Origin of the sequence: Rhizobium sp. JAB6 (assembly GCF_003024605.1) — a bacterium.
In the GTDB taxonomy this organism is placed as follows: Bacteria; Pseudomonadota; Alphaproteobacteria; order Rhizobiales; family Rhizobiaceae; genus Rhizobium.
In genome coordinates, this window is the sequence record NZ_PYJQ01000010.1 from 175,546 (window position 1) to 195,952 (window position 20,407).

22 protein-coding genes are annotated in these 20,407 nt (G+C 60.2%); 8 read left to right on the forward strand and 14 right to left on the reverse strand.

Annotation, left to right across the window (positions count from 1 at the left end; all coding sequences use genetic code 11):
• Window positions 1-111 precede the first annotated feature (111 nt).
• Window positions 112-1,929: a translational GTPase TypA gene (gene typA / locus C7U61_RS17135; RefSeq protein WP_106999287.1), complete on the reverse strand. Its 1,818-nt coding sequence runs from the start codon at window positions 1,927-1,929 to the stop codon at window positions 112-114.
• 233 nt (window positions 1,930-2,162) lie between these two features.
• Window positions 2,163-2,846 (reverse strand): glutathione S-transferase family protein, encoded by a 684-nt coding sequence (locus C7U61_RS17140; RefSeq protein WP_106999288.1) that lies wholly within the window; start codon window positions 2,844-2,846, stop codon window positions 2,163-2,165.
• A 90-nt stretch (window positions 2,847-2,936) separates the two neighbouring features.
• On the opposite strand from C7U61_RS17140, the gene C7U61_RS17145 reads away from it, so the two are divergent.
• Complete coding sequence (locus C7U61_RS17145) at window positions 2,937-3,401, forward strand: MarR family winged helix-turn-helix transcriptional regulator (protein ID WP_106999289.1); 465 nt, start codon at window positions 2,937-2,939, stop codon at window positions 3,399-3,401.
• A 100-nt stretch (window positions 3,402-3,501) separates the two neighbouring features.
• Here C7U61_RS17145 and C7U61_RS17150 read toward each other — a convergent pair whose 3' ends face one another.
• Window positions 3,502-5,565, reverse strand: coding sequence for a M3 family metallopeptidase (locus C7U61_RS17150; protein ID WP_106999290.1), 2,064 nt, complete (start codon window positions 5,563-5,565; stop codon window positions 3,502-3,504).
• A 98-nt stretch (window positions 5,566-5,663) separates the two neighbouring features.
• Complete coding sequence (locus C7U61_RS17155) at window positions 5,664-6,305, reverse strand: LysE family translocator (protein ID WP_106999291.1); 642 nt, start codon at window positions 6,303-6,305, stop codon at window positions 5,664-5,666.
• Window positions 6,306-6,465: 160 nt separating this feature from the next.
• Here C7U61_RS17155 and C7U61_RS17160 point away from each other — a divergent pair, with 160 nt between their 5' ends.
• Window positions 6,466-6,948: a MarR family winged helix-turn-helix transcriptional regulator gene (locus tag C7U61_RS17160; RefSeq protein WP_106999292.1), complete on the forward strand. Its 483-nt coding sequence runs from the start codon at window positions 6,466-6,468 to the stop codon at window positions 6,946-6,948.
• A gap of 83 nt (window positions 6,949-7,031) precedes the next feature.
• Here the strand turns inward: C7U61_RS17160 and C7U61_RS17165 are convergent, their stop codons facing one another.
• The 3 genes from C7U61_RS17165 to C7U61_RS17175 form a co-directional block, all read right to left on the reverse strand.
• A complete protein-coding gene (locus C7U61_RS17165) occupies window positions 7,032-8,255 on the reverse strand; it encodes an argininosuccinate synthase (RefSeq protein ID WP_106999293.1) in 1,224 nt (407 codons plus the stop codon).
• Window positions 8,256-8,445: 190 nt separating this feature from the next.
• Complete coding sequence (locus tag C7U61_RS17170) at window positions 8,446-8,664, reverse strand: type II toxin-antitoxin system RelE/ParE family toxin (protein ID WP_245410821.1); 219 nt, start codon at window positions 8,662-8,664, stop codon at window positions 8,446-8,448.
• Entirely contained in the window at window positions 8,661-8,906 is a 246-nt protein-coding gene (locus tag C7U61_RS17175; protein ID WP_106999294.1) for a type II toxin-antitoxin system ParD family antitoxin, read from the reverse strand. The genes C7U61_RS17170 and C7U61_RS17175 overlap by 4 nt, the downstream gene beginning before the upstream one ends.
• 85 nt (window positions 8,907-8,991) lie before the next feature.
• Between C7U61_RS17175 and C7U61_RS17180 the strand changes: the two genes are divergently transcribed.
• Together C7U61_RS17180 and C7U61_RS17185 are read left to right on the forward strand one after the other, a co-directional pair.
• Complete coding sequence (locus C7U61_RS17180) at window positions 8,992-9,846, forward strand: SDR family NAD(P)-dependent oxidoreductase (protein WP_106999295.1); 855 nt, start codon at window positions 8,992-8,994, stop codon at window positions 9,844-9,846.
• A 168-nt stretch (window positions 9,847-10,014) separates the two neighbouring features.
• Window positions 10,015-10,656: a LysE family translocator gene (locus C7U61_RS17185; RefSeq protein WP_106999296.1), complete on the forward strand. Its 642-nt coding sequence runs from the start codon at window positions 10,015-10,017 to the stop codon at window positions 10,654-10,656.
• On the opposite strand, the gene C7U61_RS17190 is transcribed toward C7U61_RS17185, so the two are convergent.
• The 5 genes from C7U61_RS17190 to C7U61_RS17210 all read right to left on the reverse strand — a co-directional run bounded on the left by C7U61_RS17190 (window position 10,640) and on the right by C7U61_RS17210 (window position 14,245).
• Window positions 10,640-11,068, reverse strand: a complete 429-nt coding sequence (locus tag C7U61_RS17190) for a hypothetical protein (protein WP_106999297.1) — start codon at window positions 11,066-11,068, stop codon at window positions 10,640-10,642. The two genes, C7U61_RS17185 and C7U61_RS17190, sit on opposite strands and share 17 nt — an antisense overlap.
• A 5-nt stretch (window positions 11,069-11,073) precedes the next feature.
• The gene (gene rlmN, locus C7U61_RS17195; RefSeq protein WP_106999298.1) at window positions 11,074-12,309 is read right to left on the reverse strand and encodes a 23S rRNA (adenine(2503)-C(2))-methyltransferase RlmN; all 1,236 of its coding nucleotides are present in this window, start codon (window positions 12,307-12,309) and stop codon (window positions 11,074-11,076) included.
• A 287-nt stretch (window positions 12,310-12,596) separates the two neighbouring features.
• Complete coding sequence (locus C7U61_RS17200) at window positions 12,597-13,148, reverse strand: invasion associated locus B family protein (protein WP_106999299.1); 552 nt, start codon at window positions 13,146-13,148, stop codon at window positions 12,597-12,599.
• 333 nt (window positions 13,149-13,481) lie between these two features.
• Window positions 13,482-13,871: a YkvA family protein gene (locus C7U61_RS17205; RefSeq protein ID WP_106999300.1), complete on the reverse strand. Its 390-nt coding sequence runs from the start codon at window positions 13,869-13,871 to the stop codon at window positions 13,482-13,484.
• A 68-nt stretch (window positions 13,872-13,939) separates the two neighbouring features.
• A complete protein-coding gene (locus C7U61_RS17210; protein WP_106999301.1) occupies window positions 13,940-14,245 on the reverse strand; it encodes a 4a-hydroxytetrahydrobiopterin dehydratase in 306 nt (101 codons plus the stop codon).
• Between the two features lie 135 nt (window positions 14,246-14,380).
• Between C7U61_RS17210 and C7U61_RS17215 the strand changes: the two genes are divergently transcribed.
• The gene (locus C7U61_RS17215) at window positions 14,381-14,863 is read left to right on the forward strand and encodes a low molecular weight protein-tyrosine-phosphatase (RefSeq protein ID WP_106999302.1); all 483 of its coding nucleotides are present in this window, start codon (window positions 14,381-14,383) and stop codon (window positions 14,861-14,863) included.
• Here the strand turns inward: C7U61_RS17215 and thpR are convergent.
• Together thpR and C7U61_RS17225 are read right to left on the reverse strand one after the other, a co-directional pair.
• Window positions 14,794-15,390: an RNA 2',3'-cyclic phosphodiesterase gene (gene thpR, locus C7U61_RS17220; RefSeq protein WP_106999303.1), complete on the reverse strand. Its 597-nt coding sequence runs from the start codon at window positions 15,388-15,390 to the stop codon at window positions 14,794-14,796. The two genes, C7U61_RS17215 and thpR, sit on opposite strands and share 70 nt — an antisense overlap.
• A 68-nt stretch (window positions 15,391-15,458) precedes the next feature.
• Entirely contained in the window at window positions 15,459-16,109 is a 651-nt protein-coding gene (locus C7U61_RS17225) for an arylesterase (RefSeq protein ID WP_106999304.1), read from the reverse strand.
• A gap of 82 nt (window positions 16,110-16,191) precedes the next feature.
• On the opposite strand from C7U61_RS17225, the gene C7U61_RS17230 reads away from it, so the two are divergent.
• The 3 genes from C7U61_RS17230 to C7U61_RS17240 all read left to right on the forward strand — a co-directional run bounded on the left by C7U61_RS17230 (window position 16,192) and on the right by C7U61_RS17240 (window position 20,379).
• Window positions 16,192-16,902 (forward strand): ABC transporter ATP-binding protein, encoded by a 711-nt coding sequence (locus C7U61_RS17230; protein WP_106999305.1) that lies wholly within the window; start codon window positions 16,192-16,194, stop codon window positions 16,900-16,902.
• A complete protein-coding gene (locus C7U61_RS17235) occupies window positions 16,899-19,445 on the forward strand; it encodes an ABC transporter permease (protein ID WP_106999306.1) in 2,547 nt (848 codons plus the stop codon). The genes C7U61_RS17230 and C7U61_RS17235 overlap by 4 nt, the downstream gene beginning before the upstream one ends.
• A gap of 193 nt (window positions 19,446-19,638) precedes the next feature.
• Window positions 19,639-20,379 (forward strand): Bax inhibitor-1/YccA family protein, encoded by a 741-nt coding sequence (locus C7U61_RS17240; RefSeq protein WP_106999307.1) that lies wholly within the window; start codon window positions 19,639-19,641, stop codon window positions 20,377-20,379.
• Window positions 20,380-20,407 lie beyond the last annotated feature (28 nt).

Genomic DNA, 20,407 nt, shown 5'->3' on the forward strand with positions numbered 1-20,407 from the left:
GACAAAAATTAACGACTTTTTAACCTTTTGGACAAGGGCTCAAAAACCGAACATGCAATTAAAAACCCCGGCACGAAGGCCGGGGTCGAATGCATTGCTCGGTTAGGATGATCAGGCCAGACGGGCCTTCTCGTAACGCTTGCGCTCGTTCGGATCGAGATACATCTTCCGCAGGCGGATCGACTTCGGTGTCACTTCCACCAGCTCGTCGTCCTGGATCCAGGAGAGCGCACGGTCGAGCGTCATGCGGATCGGCGGGGTCAGCTTCACGGCTTCGTCCTTGCCGGCGGCGCGGATGTTGGTGAGCTTCTTGCCCTTCAGCACGTTGACTTCGAGGTCGTTGTCGCGCGAGTGGATGCCGATGATCATGCCGGCATAGACCTTCTCGCCGGCATCGATGATCATCGGGCCGCGGTCTTCCAGGTTGAACAGGGCATAGGCCACGGCTTCGCCGGCTTCATTGGCGAGCAGCACGCCGTTCACACGGCCGCCGATTTCGCCCTTGTAGGGCTGATAGTCATGGAACAGACGGTTCATGACGGCCGTGCCGCGCGTGTCGGTCAGAAGTTCCGACTGATAGCCGATAAGGCCGCGCGTCGGCGCCAGGAAGACGAGACGGACGCGATTGCCGCCCGAAGGACGCAGCTCGGACATTTCAGCCTTACGCTCGGACATCTTCTGCACGACGATGCCGGAATGCTCCTCATCCACGTCGATGACGACTTCTTCGATCGGCTCGAGCAGCTGACCGTTCTCATCCTTATGCATGACGACGCGCGGACGCGACACGGCAAGCTCGAAGCCTTCGCGGCGCATGGTTTCGATGAGAACTGCGAGCTGCAATTCGCCACGACCGGAAACGTAGAACGAATCCTTGCCTTCGGCTTCTTCGATCTTCAACGCAACGTTGCCTTCGGCTTCCTTGAAGAGGCGGTCGCGGATGACGCGCGAGGTGACCTTGTCGCCTTCGGTGCCCGCATAGGGACTGTCGTTGACGATGAAGGACATGGTGACGGTCGGCGGGTCGATCGGCTGCGCGACCAGCGGCTCGGTAACCTGCGGGTCGCAGAAGGTATCGGCGACGGTGCCCTTGGAAAGGCCGGCGATGGCGACGATGTCGCCCGCATGCGCTTCTTCGATCGGCTGGCGCTCGATGCCGCGGAAGGCGAGGATCTTCGAAATACGGCCGGTTTCGATGAGGTTGCCGTCGCCACCCAGAACCTTGACGGCCTGGTTCGGCTTGATCGAGCCGGAATGGATACGGCCGGTGATGATACGGCCGAGGAAGGGGTTGGCTTCCAGGATCGTGCCAATCATGCGGAACGGGCCTTCGCCGACGGTCGGCTCCGGAACGTGCTTGACGACGAGATCGAGAAGCGGGCCGAGGCCTTCTTCCTTCGGGCCATCGGGCGAATAGTTCATCCAGCCGTTACGGCCTGAACCGTAGAGGATCGGGAAATCGAGCTGCTCGTCGGTGGCGTCGAGATTGGCGAAGAGATCGAAGACTTCGTTGATGACCTCGTCGGCGCGGGCGTCCGGACGGTCGATCTTGTTGATCGCAACGATCGGGCGCAGGCCGACCTTGAGCGCCTTGCCGACGACGAACTTCGTCTGCGGCATCGGGCCTTCGGCAGCATCGACGAGAACGATCGCGCCATCCACCATGGAGAGAATACGTTCGACTTCACCGCCGAAGTCGGCGTGGCCGGGCGTGTCGACGATGTTGATGCGGGTATCCTTCCAGACGACCGAGGTCGCCTTGGCAAGAATGGTAATGCCGCGTTCCTTTTCCAGATCGTTGGAATCCATGACGCGTTCGGCAACGCGCTGGTTCTCGCGGAAGGAGCCGGACTGCTTCAGGAGCTCGTCGACGAGGGTGGTTTTCCCATGGTCAACGTGCGCGATGATCGCGATGTTGCGAAGTGCCATATGTCTTAATCTCTGAGGCTGGGGCGCAGTGTTTGGTAAACACGCCAATTGCATTTGGCGCGCTCATACCCTTTTTTTCGCGAATGCGAAAGGGGGGAGGCAAGAAAGGGGCTGAATGCCGGCTTTCCGTGCCTCACGCATCAGTCTTACACGTCTGGGCAGCCGAACTCTTTTCTATCGCATGGCCAAGTCAGATCCACGCAATCGCCTCGATCGGGATTTGTGCAGCTCAGTCAGGCGGCATGTTTCAGTAAGAACGCATTATGATGAAGCAGGAAAGCTTTGAGGCGCTCGGGATAGTCGTGCGTCACTGCGTCTCGCACGCTTTGCCGCATTGCCAACTCCCCGCGCCATGCCTTGACACGCGAGAGCCCGTCGAACACGCCGGTCGATGTGATGGTGTCGAATACATCGAAGTAACGGAAGATCGGCGCGAAAACTGCATCGACCAGGCTGAACGCCTCTCCAGCAAAGAAGGGGCCGGTTTTCAATTCCGCCTCGACACGAGCAAATTTATCGATCAGCGCCTTGCGCTTGACCTCATAGGTCCCTTCGTCCCTGGCGGTCTCGAATCCCCACAAATCCGAAAGGATGGAAGAACCGAATTCCATCCAGCCGCGATGGCGGGCACGCGCGAGCGGATCGTCGGGGTGGAGCCGAGCACCGGATTGGGTTTCCTCGATATATTCGCAGATCACGGCGCTCTCGAACAAAACCGTTTCCACTCCGTCGTCCTGCCGCACGATCAGCAGCGGAACTTTGCCGAGCGGGGAAATAGCCAGAAACCAATCGGGCTTTGCAGATAGATCGACATAGCGGAACTCGAATGGCGCACCCTTTTCGGCAAGCGTGATGGCGGCTCGCTGCACGTAGGGGCAAAGGTAGTGGCTGACAAGGACCAGTTTTGCGTCGGACATGATCAATCTCCTGGATCTTCGTTCAAGATAGATGTAATTGCATCTATATGCGGTCTTGCCAAGCCGGTCAACATAGATGTAATTGCATCCATGCCCGACTATTCAGATGCCAGCGCTTCAAAACCCTCCGCCGCCGTCACGCGAGCATGGGTGCGCCTCATGCGCACGCAACAAATCGTCCTCGCGGCGATCGAGCATGATCTGAAGGACGCCGGCCTGCCACCGCTCGGCTGGTACGATGTGCTATGGGAGCTGACCCAGGCGACGGAAGGGAAGTTGCGCCCCTATGAGATCGAGGAGCGCACGCTCCTCGCCCAGCATAATCTGTCGCGCCTGCTCGACCGAATGGAAAAGGCCGGCCTGGTTCATCGTGAAATATTTTCCGAGGACGGCCGAGGCCGCTGGGTCCTTATCACCGAAGCAGGAAGTGCCATGCGCAGCCGCATGTGGGCAGTCTATGCCTCGGCGCTTCAACGCCATGTGGGCGATAAGCTGAACGATGCGCAAGCAGGCCAATTGGCTGAGCTGTTGGCATTGCTTTCTCGCAAACCCTGATTGACCGAGAAGATCAGTGCGAAGCAAGCACTGCCACATAAATCAGCCGCCAAGGTTGACCTTTCGCGGCTGACTTTTTTCTGCCTACGGAACGCAAAGATCAGGCCGCCAAGCCCTTCTTCTTCAGCATCGCATCCGGGCTCGGCAGCTTGCCGCGGAAGGCCTTGTAGGCATCTTCCGGATCGATCGAACCGCCGACGGAATAGATGTTGGCCTTCAATTTTGCGGCCATATCCGGATTGAAGGCATCGCCGGTTTCCTCGAAGGCGGAGAACGCATCGGCATCGAGCACTTCCGACCACATGTAGGAATAGTAACCGGCCGAATAGCCGTCGCCGGAGAACACATGCTGGAAGTGCGGCGTCGCATGGCGCATGACGATGGATTTCGGCATGCCGATCTCCGCAAGCACCTGGGCTTGCACCGCCATCGGATCTTCGACGGCGCCACGCGTATGGAATGCCATGTCGACCAGAGCCGAAGAGGTGAATTCGACCGTATTGAAGCCGGCATTGAAGGTGCGGGCGGCAAGAACCTTGTCGAGCAGTGCCTGCGGGATCGGTGCGCCGGTCTCGTAGTGGACGGCATATTCCTTGAGAATGGCGGGTACTGTCAGCCAGTGCTCGTAAAGCTGCGATGGCAGTTCGACGAAATCGCGGGAAACCCCCGTGCCCGAAACCGAGGGATAGGTGACGTTCGAAAGCATGCCGTGCAGCGCATGGCCGAATTCATGGAACAGTGTACGGGCATCGTCGAGCGACAGCAGCGCCGGCCGGCCTTCCCCCGGCTTGGCGAAGTTGCAGACATTATAGATGATCGGCAGTTCGCCGGTATGGCCGTTCTTCAGCGGCAGCTTGTGCTGCGATTGAAAAGAGCTCATCCAGGCGCCGGAGCGCTTCGAGCTGCGGGCGAAATAGTCGCCGAGAAACAGGGCGACGAGCTTGTCGGAGCGGTCGCGAATCTCGAAGACGCGCACATCGGGATGATAGGCGGGAACACCCTTCTGTTCGATGGCCTTGATGCCGAACAGGCGGCCGGCAACATCGAAGCATGCGGCAATGATCTTTTCGAGCTGCAGATAGGGCTTCAATTCGGTTTCGGAAAAATCGAACTTCCGTGTCCGGATCTTCTCGGCATAATGACGCCAATCCCAGGGCATGACCTCGTGGTTGCGGCCCTCCTCGGCGATCAACGCCGCGATATCCCTTTCTTCCTCTGCCGCGCGTGCTGCCGCCTTGTCCCACACGGTCATCAGAAGATCGTTCACCGCTGCCGGCGTCTTTGCCATGGTGTTGTCGAGCTTGAGTTCGGCGAAATTCGCGTAGCCAAGCAGCTTCGCCTTCTCTGCTCTTAAGGCCAGAGTCTCGCGAATGATCTCACGATTGTCGGTCTTGCCGCCATTGGCGCCGCGCGCCACCCATGCGTTGAAGGCCTGCTCACGCAGATCACGCCGCTCGGAAGAGGTGAGGAACGGTTCGATGATCGAGCGCGAGAGGGTGACGGCATATTTGCCCTCCTCGCCGCGTTCGCGCGCAGCCGCTGCCATCGCCTCGCGCAGATAGTCGGGAAGGCCGGCGAGATCGGCCTCTTCCGACAGCAGCAGCGCCCAGCTCTTTTCATCCGCCAGCACGTTCTGCCCGAATTGCGCGCCGAGGCCGGCAAGCTTTTCGTTGATGGCAGACAGGCGCTCCTGTTCGGCCTTCGGCAGCTTGGCACCGGCCTTGACGAAGCCCTTCCAGTGCCGCTCCAGCACCCGGGTTTCTTCCAGTGTCAGCCCAAGTGCGTCGCGGCTTTCCCAGAGCGCGTCGAGGCGGGCAAAGAGCGCCGCATTCGTGCCGATCTTCGAATAGTGCCGGGCCATCTTTGGTGCGATCTCGCGCTCGAGTGCCTGGATGGTCTCGTTCGTATGCGCGCCTGCCTTGTTCCAGAAGAGCGCAGAAATGCGCGACAGCTCGTCGCCAGCGATCTCCAGCGCCGTCACGGTATTGGCGAAGGTCGGTGCCTCGCTCTTGCCGGCGATGGCATCGATCTCGGCCTCATGCGATGCAAGCGCTGCATCGAAGGCAGGTGCAAAATCCGTATCCTTCACCGCATCGAAACGCGGCAGCCCCTGATGTCCGGTCCATTCGGTGAGCGCAGGATTGACGGCGATAGGGGAAGACATGCGGGGCATCCTTTCGACAGACATCTGATCGAAGCACGATATAAGGCCAGCTCCGCCGAATTGGTATGGCGGGAGCCTAACAAATTGATAGGGCGGACTCAGGCCTTGCGCCAGCCGAGCAGGCCGGGCGTGGCATGCCAGAGCGCCTGCACAGCAAATCCCATGAAGAGGACGCCGGAGCAGCGCACGATCAGCCGCTCATGCGCGCGATAGAAGCGCCGAACAGCGCCTGCTCCGATAATACTGATGAGAATGACGTCGGCCGTTATGAACCCCGCAAAGGAAACCGTCAGCAGCAACGGCAGGGCGCTGAAGGTCAGCGCGCCGGCGGAGCCCGCGACAAGTGCCGTAAAGGTTGCCAGCGCTACGGGATATCCCTTTGGATTGGTTAGCCCGAAGATCAGGCCGCGGCGGAACGGCCGGTCGACATTGACGAGTGCCTTGCCATCGCCCTTCGGCTTGGCCGTCACGGCACTCCAGCCGATCCAGGCGAGATAGAAGCCGCACAACAAGCCGAGCAGGTCGAAGACGAAGGTGCCGATGGTCTTGGCGCCGACGATGGCGACCAAGGCGAGTGTGGACCAGACGAGATCGCCCAGCAGATGGCCGCTGACGAAGAATGCGCCCGCCCTGCGCCCCTGTCCGGCGCCTATGCCGAGCAGCGCCAGAAAGGCGGGGCCGGGGATGAGCACATAGAAAAGCGCGGCCAGAAAAGCGCCGACAACAAGCGATTGCGTCATGATGGATGTTCCCGCTGGCAATCGCGCGAGAGTAGCAATCTGCGGAACCCGGTCAAGCACGAGCGCGTTGCGGACAGAAGAAGTCGTTGTGTTCATGGGACGAAATCAATATGTACGTAGTGGGGCCCAAAAACTAAAGAGCGTAGGTAGGGAAGCGCTTATGAACAGCAGGATTAATACGGATTCGCTCGCCTTTCTTGTGAGCGATTGCGCCCGACTGATCAGGGCGGCCTTCGAGCGACGCATTCTTGTCGCCGGGCTTGGACTGACGGCCGGAGAAGCGCGGACGCTCATGCAGGTTGCCGCCATCAATGGCAGTCGCCAGCTCGACATCGCCTCCCGCATGGGGTTGGAGCCGATGACAGTCAGCGCCTTTCTCGACAAGTTGCAGGCGCGCGGCCTGATCGAACGCCAGCCCGACCCGCTCGACCGCCGTGCCAAGCGCATCGTGCTGTCGGATGCCGCCGACGCCAAGTTGAAGCAGATCGATAGGGAGATCTGCGAAGTCGAGCGTAATGCGACACAGGGCTTCGATCCGGCTCTTCAGCTTCAGTTGCATGACGCCCTGTGTGTTTTCCGCAGCAATCTGCAGAAGGCGGAGGCACCGGCGGAAGTCGAACGCGAATTGCGGCCGGTGGAATAATCCAAGCCCGCCGCCTTCGCAGGCTCAGATGAGAAAGCCCGCCTCCGGCGACACCGCAAGCGGGCTTCATCGAGAGAGAGCGGTTACTTCGACAGGTTGCGCTTGGCGAGCGTGCGCAGGCGCAAGGCGTTGAGCTTGATGAAACCAGCCGCATCCTTCTGGTCGTAGGCGCCCTGGTCGTCTTCGAAGGTGACCAGCTTGTCGGAGTAGAGCGACTTCGGGCTTTCGCGGCCGATGACCATGACGTTGCCCTTGTAGAGCTTCAGTGTCACCTCGCCTTCGACATGCTCCTGGCTTTTGTCGATCAGGGCCTGCAGCATCTCGCGTTCCGGCGAGAACCAGAAGCCGTAATAGATCAGCTCGGCATAGCGCGGCATCAGCTCGTCCTTGAGGTGCGCGGCACCGCGGTCGAGCGTGATGGATTCGATGGCGCGGTGGGCCGCGAGCAGGATCGTGCCGCCGGGAGTCTCGTAGACACCGCGCGATTTCATGCCGACGAAACGGTTCTCGACCAGATCGAGACGGCCGATGCCGTTGTCGCGGCCGTACTCGTTCAGCTTCGCAAGCAAGGTCGCTGGGCTCAGTCGCTGGCCATCGATAGAAACGGCATCACCCTTTTCGAAGCCGATCTTGATGATGGTGGCCTTATCGGGGGCTGCTTCCGGCGAGATCGTGCGCATGTGCACATACTCGGGCGCTTCCTGGGCCGGGTTTTCCAGGACCTTGCCTTCGGACGAGGAGTGCAGCAGGTTGGCGTCGACGGAGAAAGGCGCTTCGCCCTTCTTGTCCTTGGCAACCGGAATCTGGTGCTTCTCGGCAAATTCGAGCAGATCGGTGCGGCTCTTGAACGACCAGTCGCGCCAGGGTGCGATGATCTTGATGTCCGGATTCAGCGCATAGGCCGAAAGCTCGAAACGAACTTGGTCGTTGCCCTTGCCGGTCGCGCCGTGAGCAATGGCGTCGGCGCCGGTCTTCCTGGCGATCTCGATGAGATGCTTGGAGATCAGCGGACGCGCGATCGAGGTGCCGAGCAGATAGACGCCTTCATAGACGGCATTGGCGCGGAACATCGGGAAGACGAAATCGCGCACGAATTCCTCGCGCACATCCTCGATATAGATTTCCTTGATGCCGAGCATTTCGGCCTTCTTGCGCGCCGGCTCCAGCTCTTCGCCCTGGCCGAGATCGGCGGTGAAGGTGACGACTTCGGCGCCGAGCTCCGTCTGCAGCCACTTCAGGATAATCGAGGTGTCGAGACCGCCGGAATAGGCGAGAACGACTTTCTTCACGTCTTTATGTGATGCCATGATGAGTTCCGTTTCAAGGCGGACCAGAGAAAATGCCCGCAAACCTGTATCGCGGAACTTTTAGCGAGATTATCGTGCGGCGCAAGGGGAGGCGAGAGCGGGACGTTTCTCAGGACAGCGTCAAAGATGGGCGCCGATATTCATCCGTCGATGCAGGATGCGGATGATCGTGACCGTTTCGACGCCATCCTTATAGATGATGAAATGAGCCAGAGGCGAGAGCGAGATAATCCCGTTTGATGCCGCCGACCTTGCGATCGCGTGCGATGCCCTTCATCAAAGCATGACAACGATCACGCAGAGCGAAGACATAATCCTCCGCTTGCTCGTGACCCCATTTTTCCTCGGTATAGTCGTAGATTTGATCGATGTCGGACGTTGCTTTCGGCGAGAAGACCAATTTCTTCATCGCTGATTGCGCAACTTTCTCTTTCCTTCGATAAATTCATAGAAGTCAAACTCCTCCGGCTCGCCCGAGGCCTCCCCTTCGGCGATCGCCGCTTCAATCGCATCTATTTCCGCCCGGCTACGGAATAATTTCAGCGCGGCGTCGATGACCTCGCTTGGCGAATCGTAATTGCCGTGGCTGATCTGCTCGCCGATAAACGCATCCATCTGCTCGTCGATTTCTATGGACACATGCTTTGTCACGAGCGCGACCTCCAGCGGTTTGACTTGATTGCCGAAAGTACCATATTCGGCGGCGACCGAACAATGCCTGAGGAGGGCTCCGCTCGTGACCGATATTCAAGACATTTTCAAGAAATCCAATGTTGCCGTCATCACCGGAGGCGCTTCCGGCATCGGCTTTGCCGCGGCGAAACATTTCGCATCCCTCGGCATGAGCGTCGTCATCGCCGATCTCGGCGGCGATCGCCTGGCCGAAGCGAGCGCTGAACTCAAGACGATTGCAGGCGAAGAGCATGTGATGGCCATCGAGACGGATGTCGCCAGCAAGGAAGCGCTGGAAGCACTGGAACGTGCCGTCCTGCAGCGTTTCGGCCGCGTGCATGTGTTGATGAACAACGCCGGCATCGGCCCGGAAACCTCCATCTTCAGCGCCCAGGCCGGCTGGGACGCGATCCTCGGCGTCAACCTGCTCGGCGTCATCAACGGCACGCGCGTCTTCGGGCCCGGTATGCTGGCGCACGGCAAGCCGGGCGTCATCATCAACACCGGCTCGAAACAGGGCATCACCACGCCTCCCGGCAATCCCGCCTACAATGTCTCGAAGGCCGGTGTGAAGGTCTTTACTGAGGCGCTGCAGCACGAGCTGCGCAACACGGAAGGCGCCAGGATTTCGGCCCATCTCCTCATCCCCGGCTTCGTCTTCACAGGCTTGACCAAAGGCGATCGACGGGAAAAGCCTGCTGCCGCCTGGACGCCAGAGCAGACGGTCGAGTTCATGATGGAAAGCCTGAAGCGCGGCGATTTCTACATTCTTTGCCCCGATAATGATGTGGCCCGGCCGGTCGACGAACGCCGCATGCTCTGGGCTGCCGGCGATATTGTCGAGAACCGGCCGCCGCTGTCGCGGTGGCACCCGGACTATGCCGATCAATTCAAGGCTTTCCTCGAAAGGAAGGATTGATTTGCAATCAACCGAAAGCCGGGTAAGAACGGATAGACCTAAAGCATATCGCGATCTTTCAGATTCGCTTCCTGTGCTTTAGCTCCTTGATTTTGCGCATGTCGTTCTCGCAAAACCGCTATACACTTTTGCGCGACATGCTTTAATCCGGCTTTCGGAGCAGCCCTTATGGATTTCATACCCAGCCTGCCGACCCTTCTTGCCTTTTCCGCAGCGAGCCTGCTGCTGGCGATGACGCCCGGTCCCGACATGACGCTGTCGATCAGCCGTGCGCTGGCACAGGGCAAGAAGGCGGCGCTCTTCGTCGTGCTCGGCACCACGCTCGGCGTTGTCGTTCATACCTGCCTGGTGGCCTTCGGCATCTCGGCGCTGATCACTGCCTCTCCGGTCGCCTTTACCGTCCTGAAGACCGGCGGCGCCGCCTATCTGCTCTGGCTGGCGGTCCAGGCAATCCGCTTCGGCTCCAGCCTGTCGGTCAAGAAGATCGATACCGTCGGGGGAACGCCCTTCGCCAACATCTCGAACGGTTTCTGGGTCAATCTGCTGAACCCGAAGGTCATCATCTTCTTCATGACCTTCCTGCCGCAGTTCGTCACCGCCGGCGATCCCGCAGTCACGCACAAGCTGCTCTTCCTCGGCTTCTTCTTCATCGTCATCGGCATGCCGGTGAACATGCTCGTCGTTCTTGCCGCCGACGGTCTGTCGTCCTGGCTGCAGCGCAATCGCGGCGTGATGCGCGGCCTCGACTACGCCTTTGCCAGCGTTTTCTCGATCTTCGCGGTGAAGATCTTCTTCACTCAGGCTCGTTGAGAACGGACCATTGTCCCGCAAAGCGGCCGGCGATCCACCAATAGACGGTGGCGCAGGCTGCACCTAGAAAGGCAAAGCAGACGGCGACGGTAATCAGATTGAGCGTTTGCGGCCGTTCCGTCCCGCCCGAAATCAGGATGGACGCGACCGCCGATAGAACCGCGCCGAAAATCGCATAGCCATACCATCGACGCATGCCGCGCCATTCGAGAATGGGAATGACCACAAGAGACGGCAGGATGCTGACGATCATCGCGACCTTGGTCAGAGCGATGGTCAGGACGAAAAGCTCGGGCGCCGCGGTCTCCGGTATGGTCCACGCAGCAACACAGGCCAGCACGAAGCCCATCAGAGCGCAGGCGGCGACATAGCCCCACAGGAGGCGCATCGGCTTGCGCAGTCCAAGAAGCATCTATCTCAATCCTCGCCGTGATTGGCGATCATCATGGCTTCGAAAGCCAATCGCTCCGTCTTGCGCATGCGCTCGGATTCCGATTTCAGCTGACCGCAGGCGGCGAGAATGTCGCGGCCGCGCGGCGTGCGGATCGGCGAGGCATAGCCGGCCGAATTGATAAAATCAGCGAACTTCTCGATCTGCTCCCAATCGGAACACTGATAGTTCGTGCCGGGCCAGGGATTGAAGGGGATCAGGTTGATCTTGGCCGGAATGCCCTTCAGAAGCTGGATCAAGCCCTTCGCATCCTCGAGGCTGTCGTTGACACCCTTCAGCATCACATATTCGAAGGTAATGCGCCGCGCGTTGGAGAGGCCGGGATAGGCGCGGCAGGCGTCCATCAGTTCCTTCAGCGGATATTTCTTGTTGATCGGTACCAGCATGTCGCGCAGATCGTCGCGCACCGCATGCAGCGAGATCGCCAGCATGACGCCGATCTCGTCGCCGGTCCGGTAGATTTCCGGCACGACCCCCGAGGTTGAAAGGGTGATGCGCCGCTTCGAAAGAGACAGGCCGTCGCCATCGGATGCGATCAGCAGCGCCTGTTTGACGCTGTCGAAATTATAGAGCGGCTCGCCCATGCCCATCATGACGATGTTGCTGACCTTGCGTCCCTCGGCCGGCATGATCGTGCCCTGCGGCGCTTCGCGATCCGGGAAATCGCCGAGACGATCGCGCGCCAGAAGCAACTGCGACAGGATTTCCTCCGCCGTCAGATTGCGCACGAGGCGCTGTGTGCCCGTATGACAGAAGGAGCAGGTGAGCGAGCAGCCGACCTGGCTGGAGATGCAGAGCGTACCGCGCCCTTCTTCCGGAATATAGACGCTTTCGACTTCGACGGGACGACCGGCGCCGCGCGGCGGAAAGCGCAGCAGCCATTTGCGGGTGCCGTCATTGGAGACCTGCTCCTCGACGATCTCGGGACGGGCGATGGTGAAATGCGTCTTCAGCATCTCGCGCATGTCCTTCGACACATTCGCCATGGAATCGAAATCGGAGACGCCGCGCACATAGATCCAGTTCCAGAGCTGGCTGACGCGCATCTTGATCTGCTTGTCGGCAACACCCTTTTCCTTGAGTGCTGCACCCATTTCCTCGCGCGTCATGCCGATCAGCGACGGCTTCGGCGAAAGTTCGACCGGCTGCGGTACCGGCATGGGCTTCAGCCTGGAGGGAGTTATGACATCGGTGGCGGACATAGGATCGTTCCAACGGTTCACAGCGGCGATGCCGCAAAAGCTGACAAAAGCTGCGGATGCGGACAAGGCACGGAAATCTGAAGATTCATGCGGCGGCGGGGCAATCTATCTGCCGCACACCTATCGTTGGCGCGGCATTTAGCATTAATTTCCGCCCGCGTCATCCCTTTCCCTCGAAAGCCTGAGGTCGGCCCTTGAAACAAAAAGGCCGGTCAGCATGGCCGGCCTCATCATCACGGTCGCGGCGACGGGGAGGATCACATTCGCGTGATCCCTCGGCCTTCGATCTATTTGCAGTTTTCGATCTGCTTCAGCGCAGCGCTCACACCCTTCAGCGAATAGGTGTAGGAAGTGGCGGTGCCCTTCTTCGACGTCGCGGAAACCTTCAGCGAATGTCCGGACTTCAGCGCGGCGACGAGCGCCGGCTCCTGCGCGGCGTTTTCAACCCAGGCCGCCTTGTCCTTTGTAAACATCACGAAGGTCTTGTTGTCGATCGTGACATTGACCTTGGAGTTGTCCTTGAGGGGATAACCCATCATCGCCTGCGGCTCATACGAGATGTTCTGGCCCGGACGCTGGGTAACGATAAAGAAGTTGTCACCATGATCGACGCCGGAGGTCGGCAACTTCGTTTTGGCGACCGACAGGACATAGCACACCTTACCGGCCGCCGACTGATAGGAATAAGCGCCCCAGTCGCCAAATTGTTGGATCAGTGAAGGCGCTGCCGGCGCTGCCGCTTTCGTTTGTGCAGGCGCCTGCTTCTTGGTCTGCGCGGACGCTATGCCGGTTCCGGCCAGAACGAGCGAGAGGGCGATTGCGAAGCTTTTTACAAACATGGTTTCCTGCCGATTTCTTGCGGTCCAGAGCTCATGGCGATTCGTTTGACGCACGCCTATGCTCGTGAGCTGCCTTATTTTGACTTTATTCAGGTTACCAAACCGTCAACGGAGCACCGCCCGCCACTGGCGCCGTGTCATTTCAACCCAGTTATCGCACGAAGCTTGAAAGGCACAAGATGGAATTGGAAAACCCGGATGGTGGAATACCACCCAACGGATTCGATTTAAGACAGAAAGATTCAGGCAAGAATTTGACCTCGCTAAAATCAGCGAGCCCTCATAAAGCTCTGGAAAGCCGAGAGGATTTGAACCGATCGGCGAAAGTGGTCATCAGGCCGTCTTCATGGCCTCCGGTTCGTTCTGTAAAGCCCGATCGGCGGCATCGTAGTGCTCTTGGCGGATATGCCCCCTGATCATGCTGAAGGCGAGCGTCAGCACGGCTACGTCATCCGAGTAGCCGATGACGGCAAAGAAATCGGGGATGATGTCGATGGGCATGACGAAATAGCCGAGTGCCGCCAGCAATATGCCACGGACGCGGGTCGGCGTGTCCGGATCAAGCGCGCAATAGAAGGCAGCCACGACGTCACGCGAGAACGGAATATGGCGAGCCGCCTTCCGCAAGGTCGGCCAGAATTTTCTGCGCACCGATTTCTCCTGCTCTTTTTGGGTCTCGTCGTCACCAGGCATCAGGATTTCCCCGTACTTGATGTCATCCATTCCATTCACCTCTATTCGCCGCCCCGTCGCCCGGGCCGTGTCAACATATGGTGATCGCCTGGCGCGATTCAATCGATCCGGCGCGCAGCCGCTTTCTCCATCGCTTTCGCGAGCTTCACGTCATAGTCGGTCAGACCGCCAGCATCATGGGTCGTCAGCTTCACCTCGACGCGGGAATAGACGTTGAACCATTCCGGGTGGTGGTTGAATTTTTCTGCGGCAAGGGCGGCTTCGGTCATGAAGCTAAAAGCTTCGACGAAGTTGCGGAACTTGAAGGTTTTTGAAATGGACAGCCCGTCTGCGGCAAGCGCCCATCCGCTGAGTTCCGCAAGATTTTCATCGATTGCCGCGCGGTCCAGCTTCTCGTATTTCATGATGCATCACTCCTCTCTAAGCAATTCCAGGAAAAGTGCGAAACGGTTTCCCTCCGGAATTGCGTAAAAGCAAAAAGGATAGAGCGTTTTCGCATTTCGAAAAAAGCGTAAAAGCTCCGGAGGTTGAACGATAGCATGGATCGTCACAGGGTTCTTTTCGTCTGCGCCGGCAATATCTGCCGCTCGCCCCTCGCCGAAGGCATATTCAGGCATCTGGCGGGTGAAGCCGGCCGTGGCGGCGAATTCGACATCGATTCGGCCGGTACCGGCGGCTGGCATCAGGGAGAACGCCCGGATCGCCGCTCGGTTGCGGTTGCCGCCGGCCATGGAATCGATATTTCAGCCCAGCGCGCCCGCCGCATCGAGCCGGCCGATTTCGGCAGGTTCGATCTCATCCTGGCAATGGATCAGGACAATTTGAAGAACTTGCGCAAGACAGCGCCCCTCGATGCCCTCGGCAAGCTGCATCTCTTCAATGCCCTTGCGCTTGGCAACAACAAGGATATCCCCGATCCCTACTACGGCGACCGCGAGGATTTCGAGGCTGTCTATACCATGCTCTTGACCGGCTGCAGCGCGCTGTTGCCCAAAGTCGGGAACGCACTGCGGGGCTCGTGAAGCGGGAATATCTCTTCGGTGAGATAAGGACCGCCGCCGACCGATTCGCGCGACGACAAGAGCACAAAACGCCCGACCGTGAACGGCGCCGTATAGAAGTTGCCGCGGCCGGAGAGATAGTGCACCACATCGTCGACCCGCGAGGACTTCAGCCTGGCGAGCGTCACATGCGGCGTGAACTTGCGCGGATCCGGCTGCAGGCCGATGCGCTGGCAGATGCGCTCGATCTCGCCTTGCAGCGCGAACATATCCGGTGTCTGCGAGACCCCGGCCCAAACCGAATGCGGTTTCTTGGAGCCGAAGGAGCCGATGCCCTCCAGCCGAAGCTGGAATTCGGGCCGATCTATCCGGTCCAGCCGGTCGACGATCTCATCGGCCGTGCGGCCATCGACATCGCCGATGAAGCGCAAGGTAATGTGATAATTTTCAACGTCGATCCACCTGGCTCCCGGGAGACCACCGCGCAACAATGACAGGCTCATGGCCGCATTGCGCGGAATTTCGAGGGCGGTAAAAAGTCTCGGCATGACGAGCACTCCCCGAATCTCTTGCAGGTAAAGGTAGGGAATCACGCATTTGCAGTCGGTGCAAGCACCTATTTCGCACCTGCGTCAATCGTCCCTACAAAACTGATAACAGCCGGCAACATACGCTCGACCATCACATCGATCCCCTTGGGGTTCGGATGCATCCCGTCCGACAGCTGCAAATCCGCATGAGTTGCCACGCCATCGAGGAAGAATGGATAAAGCGGAAGCTGGTATTTGTCGGCCAGACGTTTGTAGATCGGATTGAACTTCTCGGCATAATTGCCTCCCATATTCGGCGGCGCCAGCATGCCGACGAGGAGGATCGGGATTTTTCGGCCCTTCAATCGCTCGATCATCGTCTCGAGGTTCTTCTCCGTCTGCTCCGGGGGAATGCCGCGCAGCGCATCGTTGGCGCCGAGCTCAAGGATCACGCCATCCGTACCGTCAGGCACGGACCAGTCGATGCGCGAGAGGCCGCCCGAGGTCGTATCTCCCGAAACGCCCGCGTCGGCAACCGCGACATCCAATCCCTTGGCCTTCAGCGCCGCCTCCAATTTGGCGGGAAAGCCATCGCCGGGCGGCAGCTGATAGCCCGCCATCAGGCTGTCGCCGAAGCCGACCAGCTGAATGGTCCGCGCATTTGCAGAACCCGCCACGCCAAACAAAAGACCGAAAGTGATGACAGCGAAGTGAAGCGCGGCAACTTTAAAACCCATGATCCATTCCCTAAATTCGCTGCTCGGGCCAAATTGCGCCCGCCATTGTCTCTGATGTTCTCTGATATATAGGGCGTTCGCATTGGCAAAAACCATCATCGAGCTGAAGAAGGCGGATTTAACGCTCGGCAACGCCGCCGCCTCCGTCCATGTGCTGAAGGGCATCGACCTCACCATCATGGAGGGTGAATCGGTGGGCATTGTCGGCCCCTCCGGTTCCGGAAAATCCACTCTGCTGATGGTGCTCGCCGGCCTCGAAAAGCTCGACAGCGGCGAACTTCTGATCCGCGACACGCCGCTGCACAGTCTCAGCGAAGATCGCATCGCCGATTTTCGCGGCCGCAATATCGGCATCGTCTTTCAGTCGTTCCACCTGATCGCCAACATGACGGCGCTCGAAAACGTCGCCGTGCCGCTGGAACTTGCCAATGTCCGCGATGCCTTCGACATCGCCCGGCGCGAGTTGGAAGCAGTGGGGCTGGGCGAAAGGCTCACGCACTATCCCGGCCAGCTTTCCGGCGGCGAACAGCAGCGCGTGGCGATCGCCCGCGCGCTCGCCCCCTCGCCCGCCGTCCTGATCGCCGACGAACCGACGGGCAATCTCGACACCGATACTGGCCGGCAGATCGCCGACCTGCTCTTCGCCCAGCAGGCCGAACGCGGCACGACCATGCTGCTCGTTACCCACGATCCCGCGCTTGCCGCGCGCTGCTCGCGTCAGATCCGCGTTCGCTCCGGCGAGATCGAGAATGACGGCACCCGCACCCGCACCAGCCAGGCAGCACTGGCATGAGCGCGGCGGGACTGCGCCTGCCGCTTGCCTTCCGCCTTGCCATGCGCGAATTGCGCGGCGGCCTTGGCGGCTTCTATATCTTTCTCGCCTGCATCGCGCTCGGCACCGGTGCAATCGCCGCCGTCAATTCGGTTTCCCGTTCGATCACCGATGCGATCTCGACGCAAGGGCAAGCGCTGCTTGCCGGTGACGCCCGTTTCGAACTGCGCAATCGCGAGGCGACGCCGGAAGAATTCGCCTATCTCCAAAGTCTAGGGAAAGTTTCGCGCTCCACCGGCCTGCGCTCCATGGCGAGGCTGCCCGATGGATCGGATCAGGCGCTGGTCGAGGTTAAGGCGGTCGACGACGCGTATCCGCTCTACGGCACCTTTGAGGCCGACCCCAGTCAGCCGCTCTCGACGTTACTGGCCGCAAAGGATGGCGCCTATGGCGCCGTCGTAGCCCCCCTGCTGCTGGAACGCCTGAACCTCAAGGTCGGCAGCGATCTGCTGCTAGGCAATACGAAGCTGCACATATCGGGCACCATCCAAAGCGAGCCGGATGCCGTCTCCGAAGGCTTCGGCTTCGCGCCACGTCTGCTCACCAGCCGCGACGCACTGATCGCCTCCGGCCTGATCACGACCGGCAGCCTCGTCGAACAGGCCTACAGGATCCGCATGGCCGATCCCGCCACCGGTCTGCGCAATCTCGCCGACCGCGCCAATGCCGCCTTCCCGCAGGCGGGCTGGTCGATCCGCAGCAGCGACCGTGCAGCACCTCAGCTCGCCGACAACGTCACCCGCTTCTCACAGTTTCTGACGCTCGTCGGCCTGGCGGCGCTCATCGTCGGCGGCGTGGGCGTTGCCAATGCCGTCCGCGCCTTCCTCGATTCGAAGCGCACCACCATCGCCACCTTCAAATGCCTGGGCGCGCCGGCCTTCGTCGTCGTGCTGATCTATCTCATCCAGATCGCCGTCATCGCACTTGCCGGCATAGCAATCGGCCTCGTGCTCGGCGCCCTCGCACCTATGATCGCGTCGCAGTTCATGGCGGAATTCCTGCCGATCTCGACCGCACCGCGGCTCTATCCCGGCGCATTGACGCTGGCTGCCCTCTTCGGCCTGCTGACGACTCTGGCCTTCGCCATTCCGCCGCTCGGCCATGCCCGCGAGGTGCCGGCAACGGCGCTGTTTCGCGAACAGGGCTTCGAAGTGCGCCGCCTGCCCGGCTGGCCCTATCTGCTGGCCGCCGGCGTGCTGATGGCGGCCCTGGCAGCTTTGGCGATCGCCACCGCCTATGATCGCTTCATCGCGATCGTTTTTGTCGTCTCGATCGCCGGCGCTTTCATCGTGCTGCGCGCCGTTGCCGCCCTGCTTTCCTGGCTTGCCCGCCGCAGCCCGCGCGTGCGCTCACCCGCACTGCGCCTTGCGATCGGCAATATCCACCGGCCGGGTGCGCTGACTTCATCCGTCGTGCTGTCGCTCGGCCTCGGTCTGGCGCTGTTGGTGACCCTGACGCTGATCGACGGCAACATGCGCCGCGAGCTGATGGGGCGCATGAGCGAGCAGGCGCCGAACTTCTTCTTCGTCGACATCCAGGGGCCGGAACTGGAAGGCTTCCGCAAGATCGTCCTCGACGTCGACCCTAAGGGCAAATTCGTCGAAGCGCCGATGCTGCGCGGCCGGATCGTCGCCTTCAACGGCGAGGATGTCACCAAGATGAAGGTGCCGGCCGCAGGCCAATGGGTCCTGCGCGGCGACCGAGGCATTACCTATGCGGATACGGTGCCGGAAAACGCCTCGGTCACGGAAGGCAAATGGTGGGGCAAGGACTATAGCGGCGAACCGCTGGTCTCCTTTTCCGAAGAGGAAGGCAAGGCGCTCGGCCTGAAACTCGGCGACAAGGTCACCGTCAACGTGCTCGGCCGCAACATCACCGCCAAGATCGCCAGCTTCCGCAAGGTACAATGGCAATCGCTATCGATCAATTTCGTGATGATCTTCTCGCCCAATACGTTCAAGGGCGCACCGCACGCCTGGCTCGCGACCCTGACCGACACCTCCGCCACCTCCGAACAGGAAGCGGCGATCCTGAGGAAAGTCACCAATACCTACCCGACCATCACAAGCGTCCGGGTCAAGGATGCGCTCGATGTCGTCAACACGCTGGTAGGGCAGCTGGCGGCCGCCATCCGCTCCGCCGCCTCTGTCGCGCTCATCGCCTCCGTGTTGGTGCTGGCTGGTGCGCTCGCCGCCGGAAACCGCGCACGCACACATGATGCCGTCATCCTCAAGACGCTCGGCGCGACGCGGGCGACATTGATCCGCGCCTTCAGCTACGAATATCTGATTCTGGGGGCGGCAACCGCCGTCTTTGCCCTGATCGCCGGCGCCGCCTCCGCCTGGTATATCGTCAGCCGCATCATGCACCTGCCCTCGGCCTTCCTGCCCGACGTCGCCCTATCGACGCTCGTCATCGCTCTGGTGCTGACGGTCGGCATCGGCCTGATCGGTACCTGGCGCATCCTCGGCCAGAAGGCGGCGCCCGTTCTGCGCGAGCTCTAATCTCTCCGCCAACGCCGCAGAGCCGCCAAAACGGCCCGATGTTACATCGATTTAACATCGGGCCGGCCGGTTGACCCTTGTGCATGCGGCCCGAAAGCCTCATATTCTGTGCAGGCATGCTGAGCTCCGCAGCGGCGCCTGGGTTCTGAAAAACCCGACACCGTACTCACATCGGAGCTTGAAAGAGGAAAACATGGCTGACTTTCGCAATTACCAAAACCGGGCGCAGAGCGGTGCGCAATCCGGTGCGATGATAGACGAGGGCCTTCGAGCCTACATGCTCAAGGTCTATAACCTGATGGCGCTGGGTCTGGCGATCACGGGTGTTGCCGCCTATCTCTCCTTCTCGCTCGCTTTCGCAAACGGACAGATCACGGCCTTCGGCCAGGCGATCTACTTGAGCCCGCTGAAGTGGGTTGTCATTCTCGCTCCCCTGGCAATGGTCTTCTTCCTGAGCTTCAGGATCAACCGCATGAGCGTGGCCGCCGCGACGACGACCTTCTGGGTCTACGCCGCGCTTGTCGGCCTGTCGCTTTCGTCGATCTTCATCATCTACACCGGCCAGAGCGTCGTGCAGACCTTCTTCGTGACCGCCGCCTCCTTCGGCGCCCTGTCGCTCTACGGCTACACGACGAAGCGTGACCTGTCGGCGATGGGCTCGTTCCTGATGATGGGCCTCTTCGGCCTGATCATCGCATCGCTGGTCAACATCTTCCTGGCATCGTCCGCCCTGCAGTTCGCCATTTCCGTAATCGGCGTCCTGGTCTTCGCAGGCCTTACCGCCTGGGACACGCAGCGGATCAAGGAAATGTACTATGATGCCGACGATGCGACCGTTGCCGGCCGCAAGGCGATCATGGGCGCCCTGTCGCTCTACCTCGACTTCATCAACCTGTTCATGTTCCTGCTGCAGTTCCTCGGCAACCGCCGTTAATCGCACCGCATGAACGGCCAACGGAAGG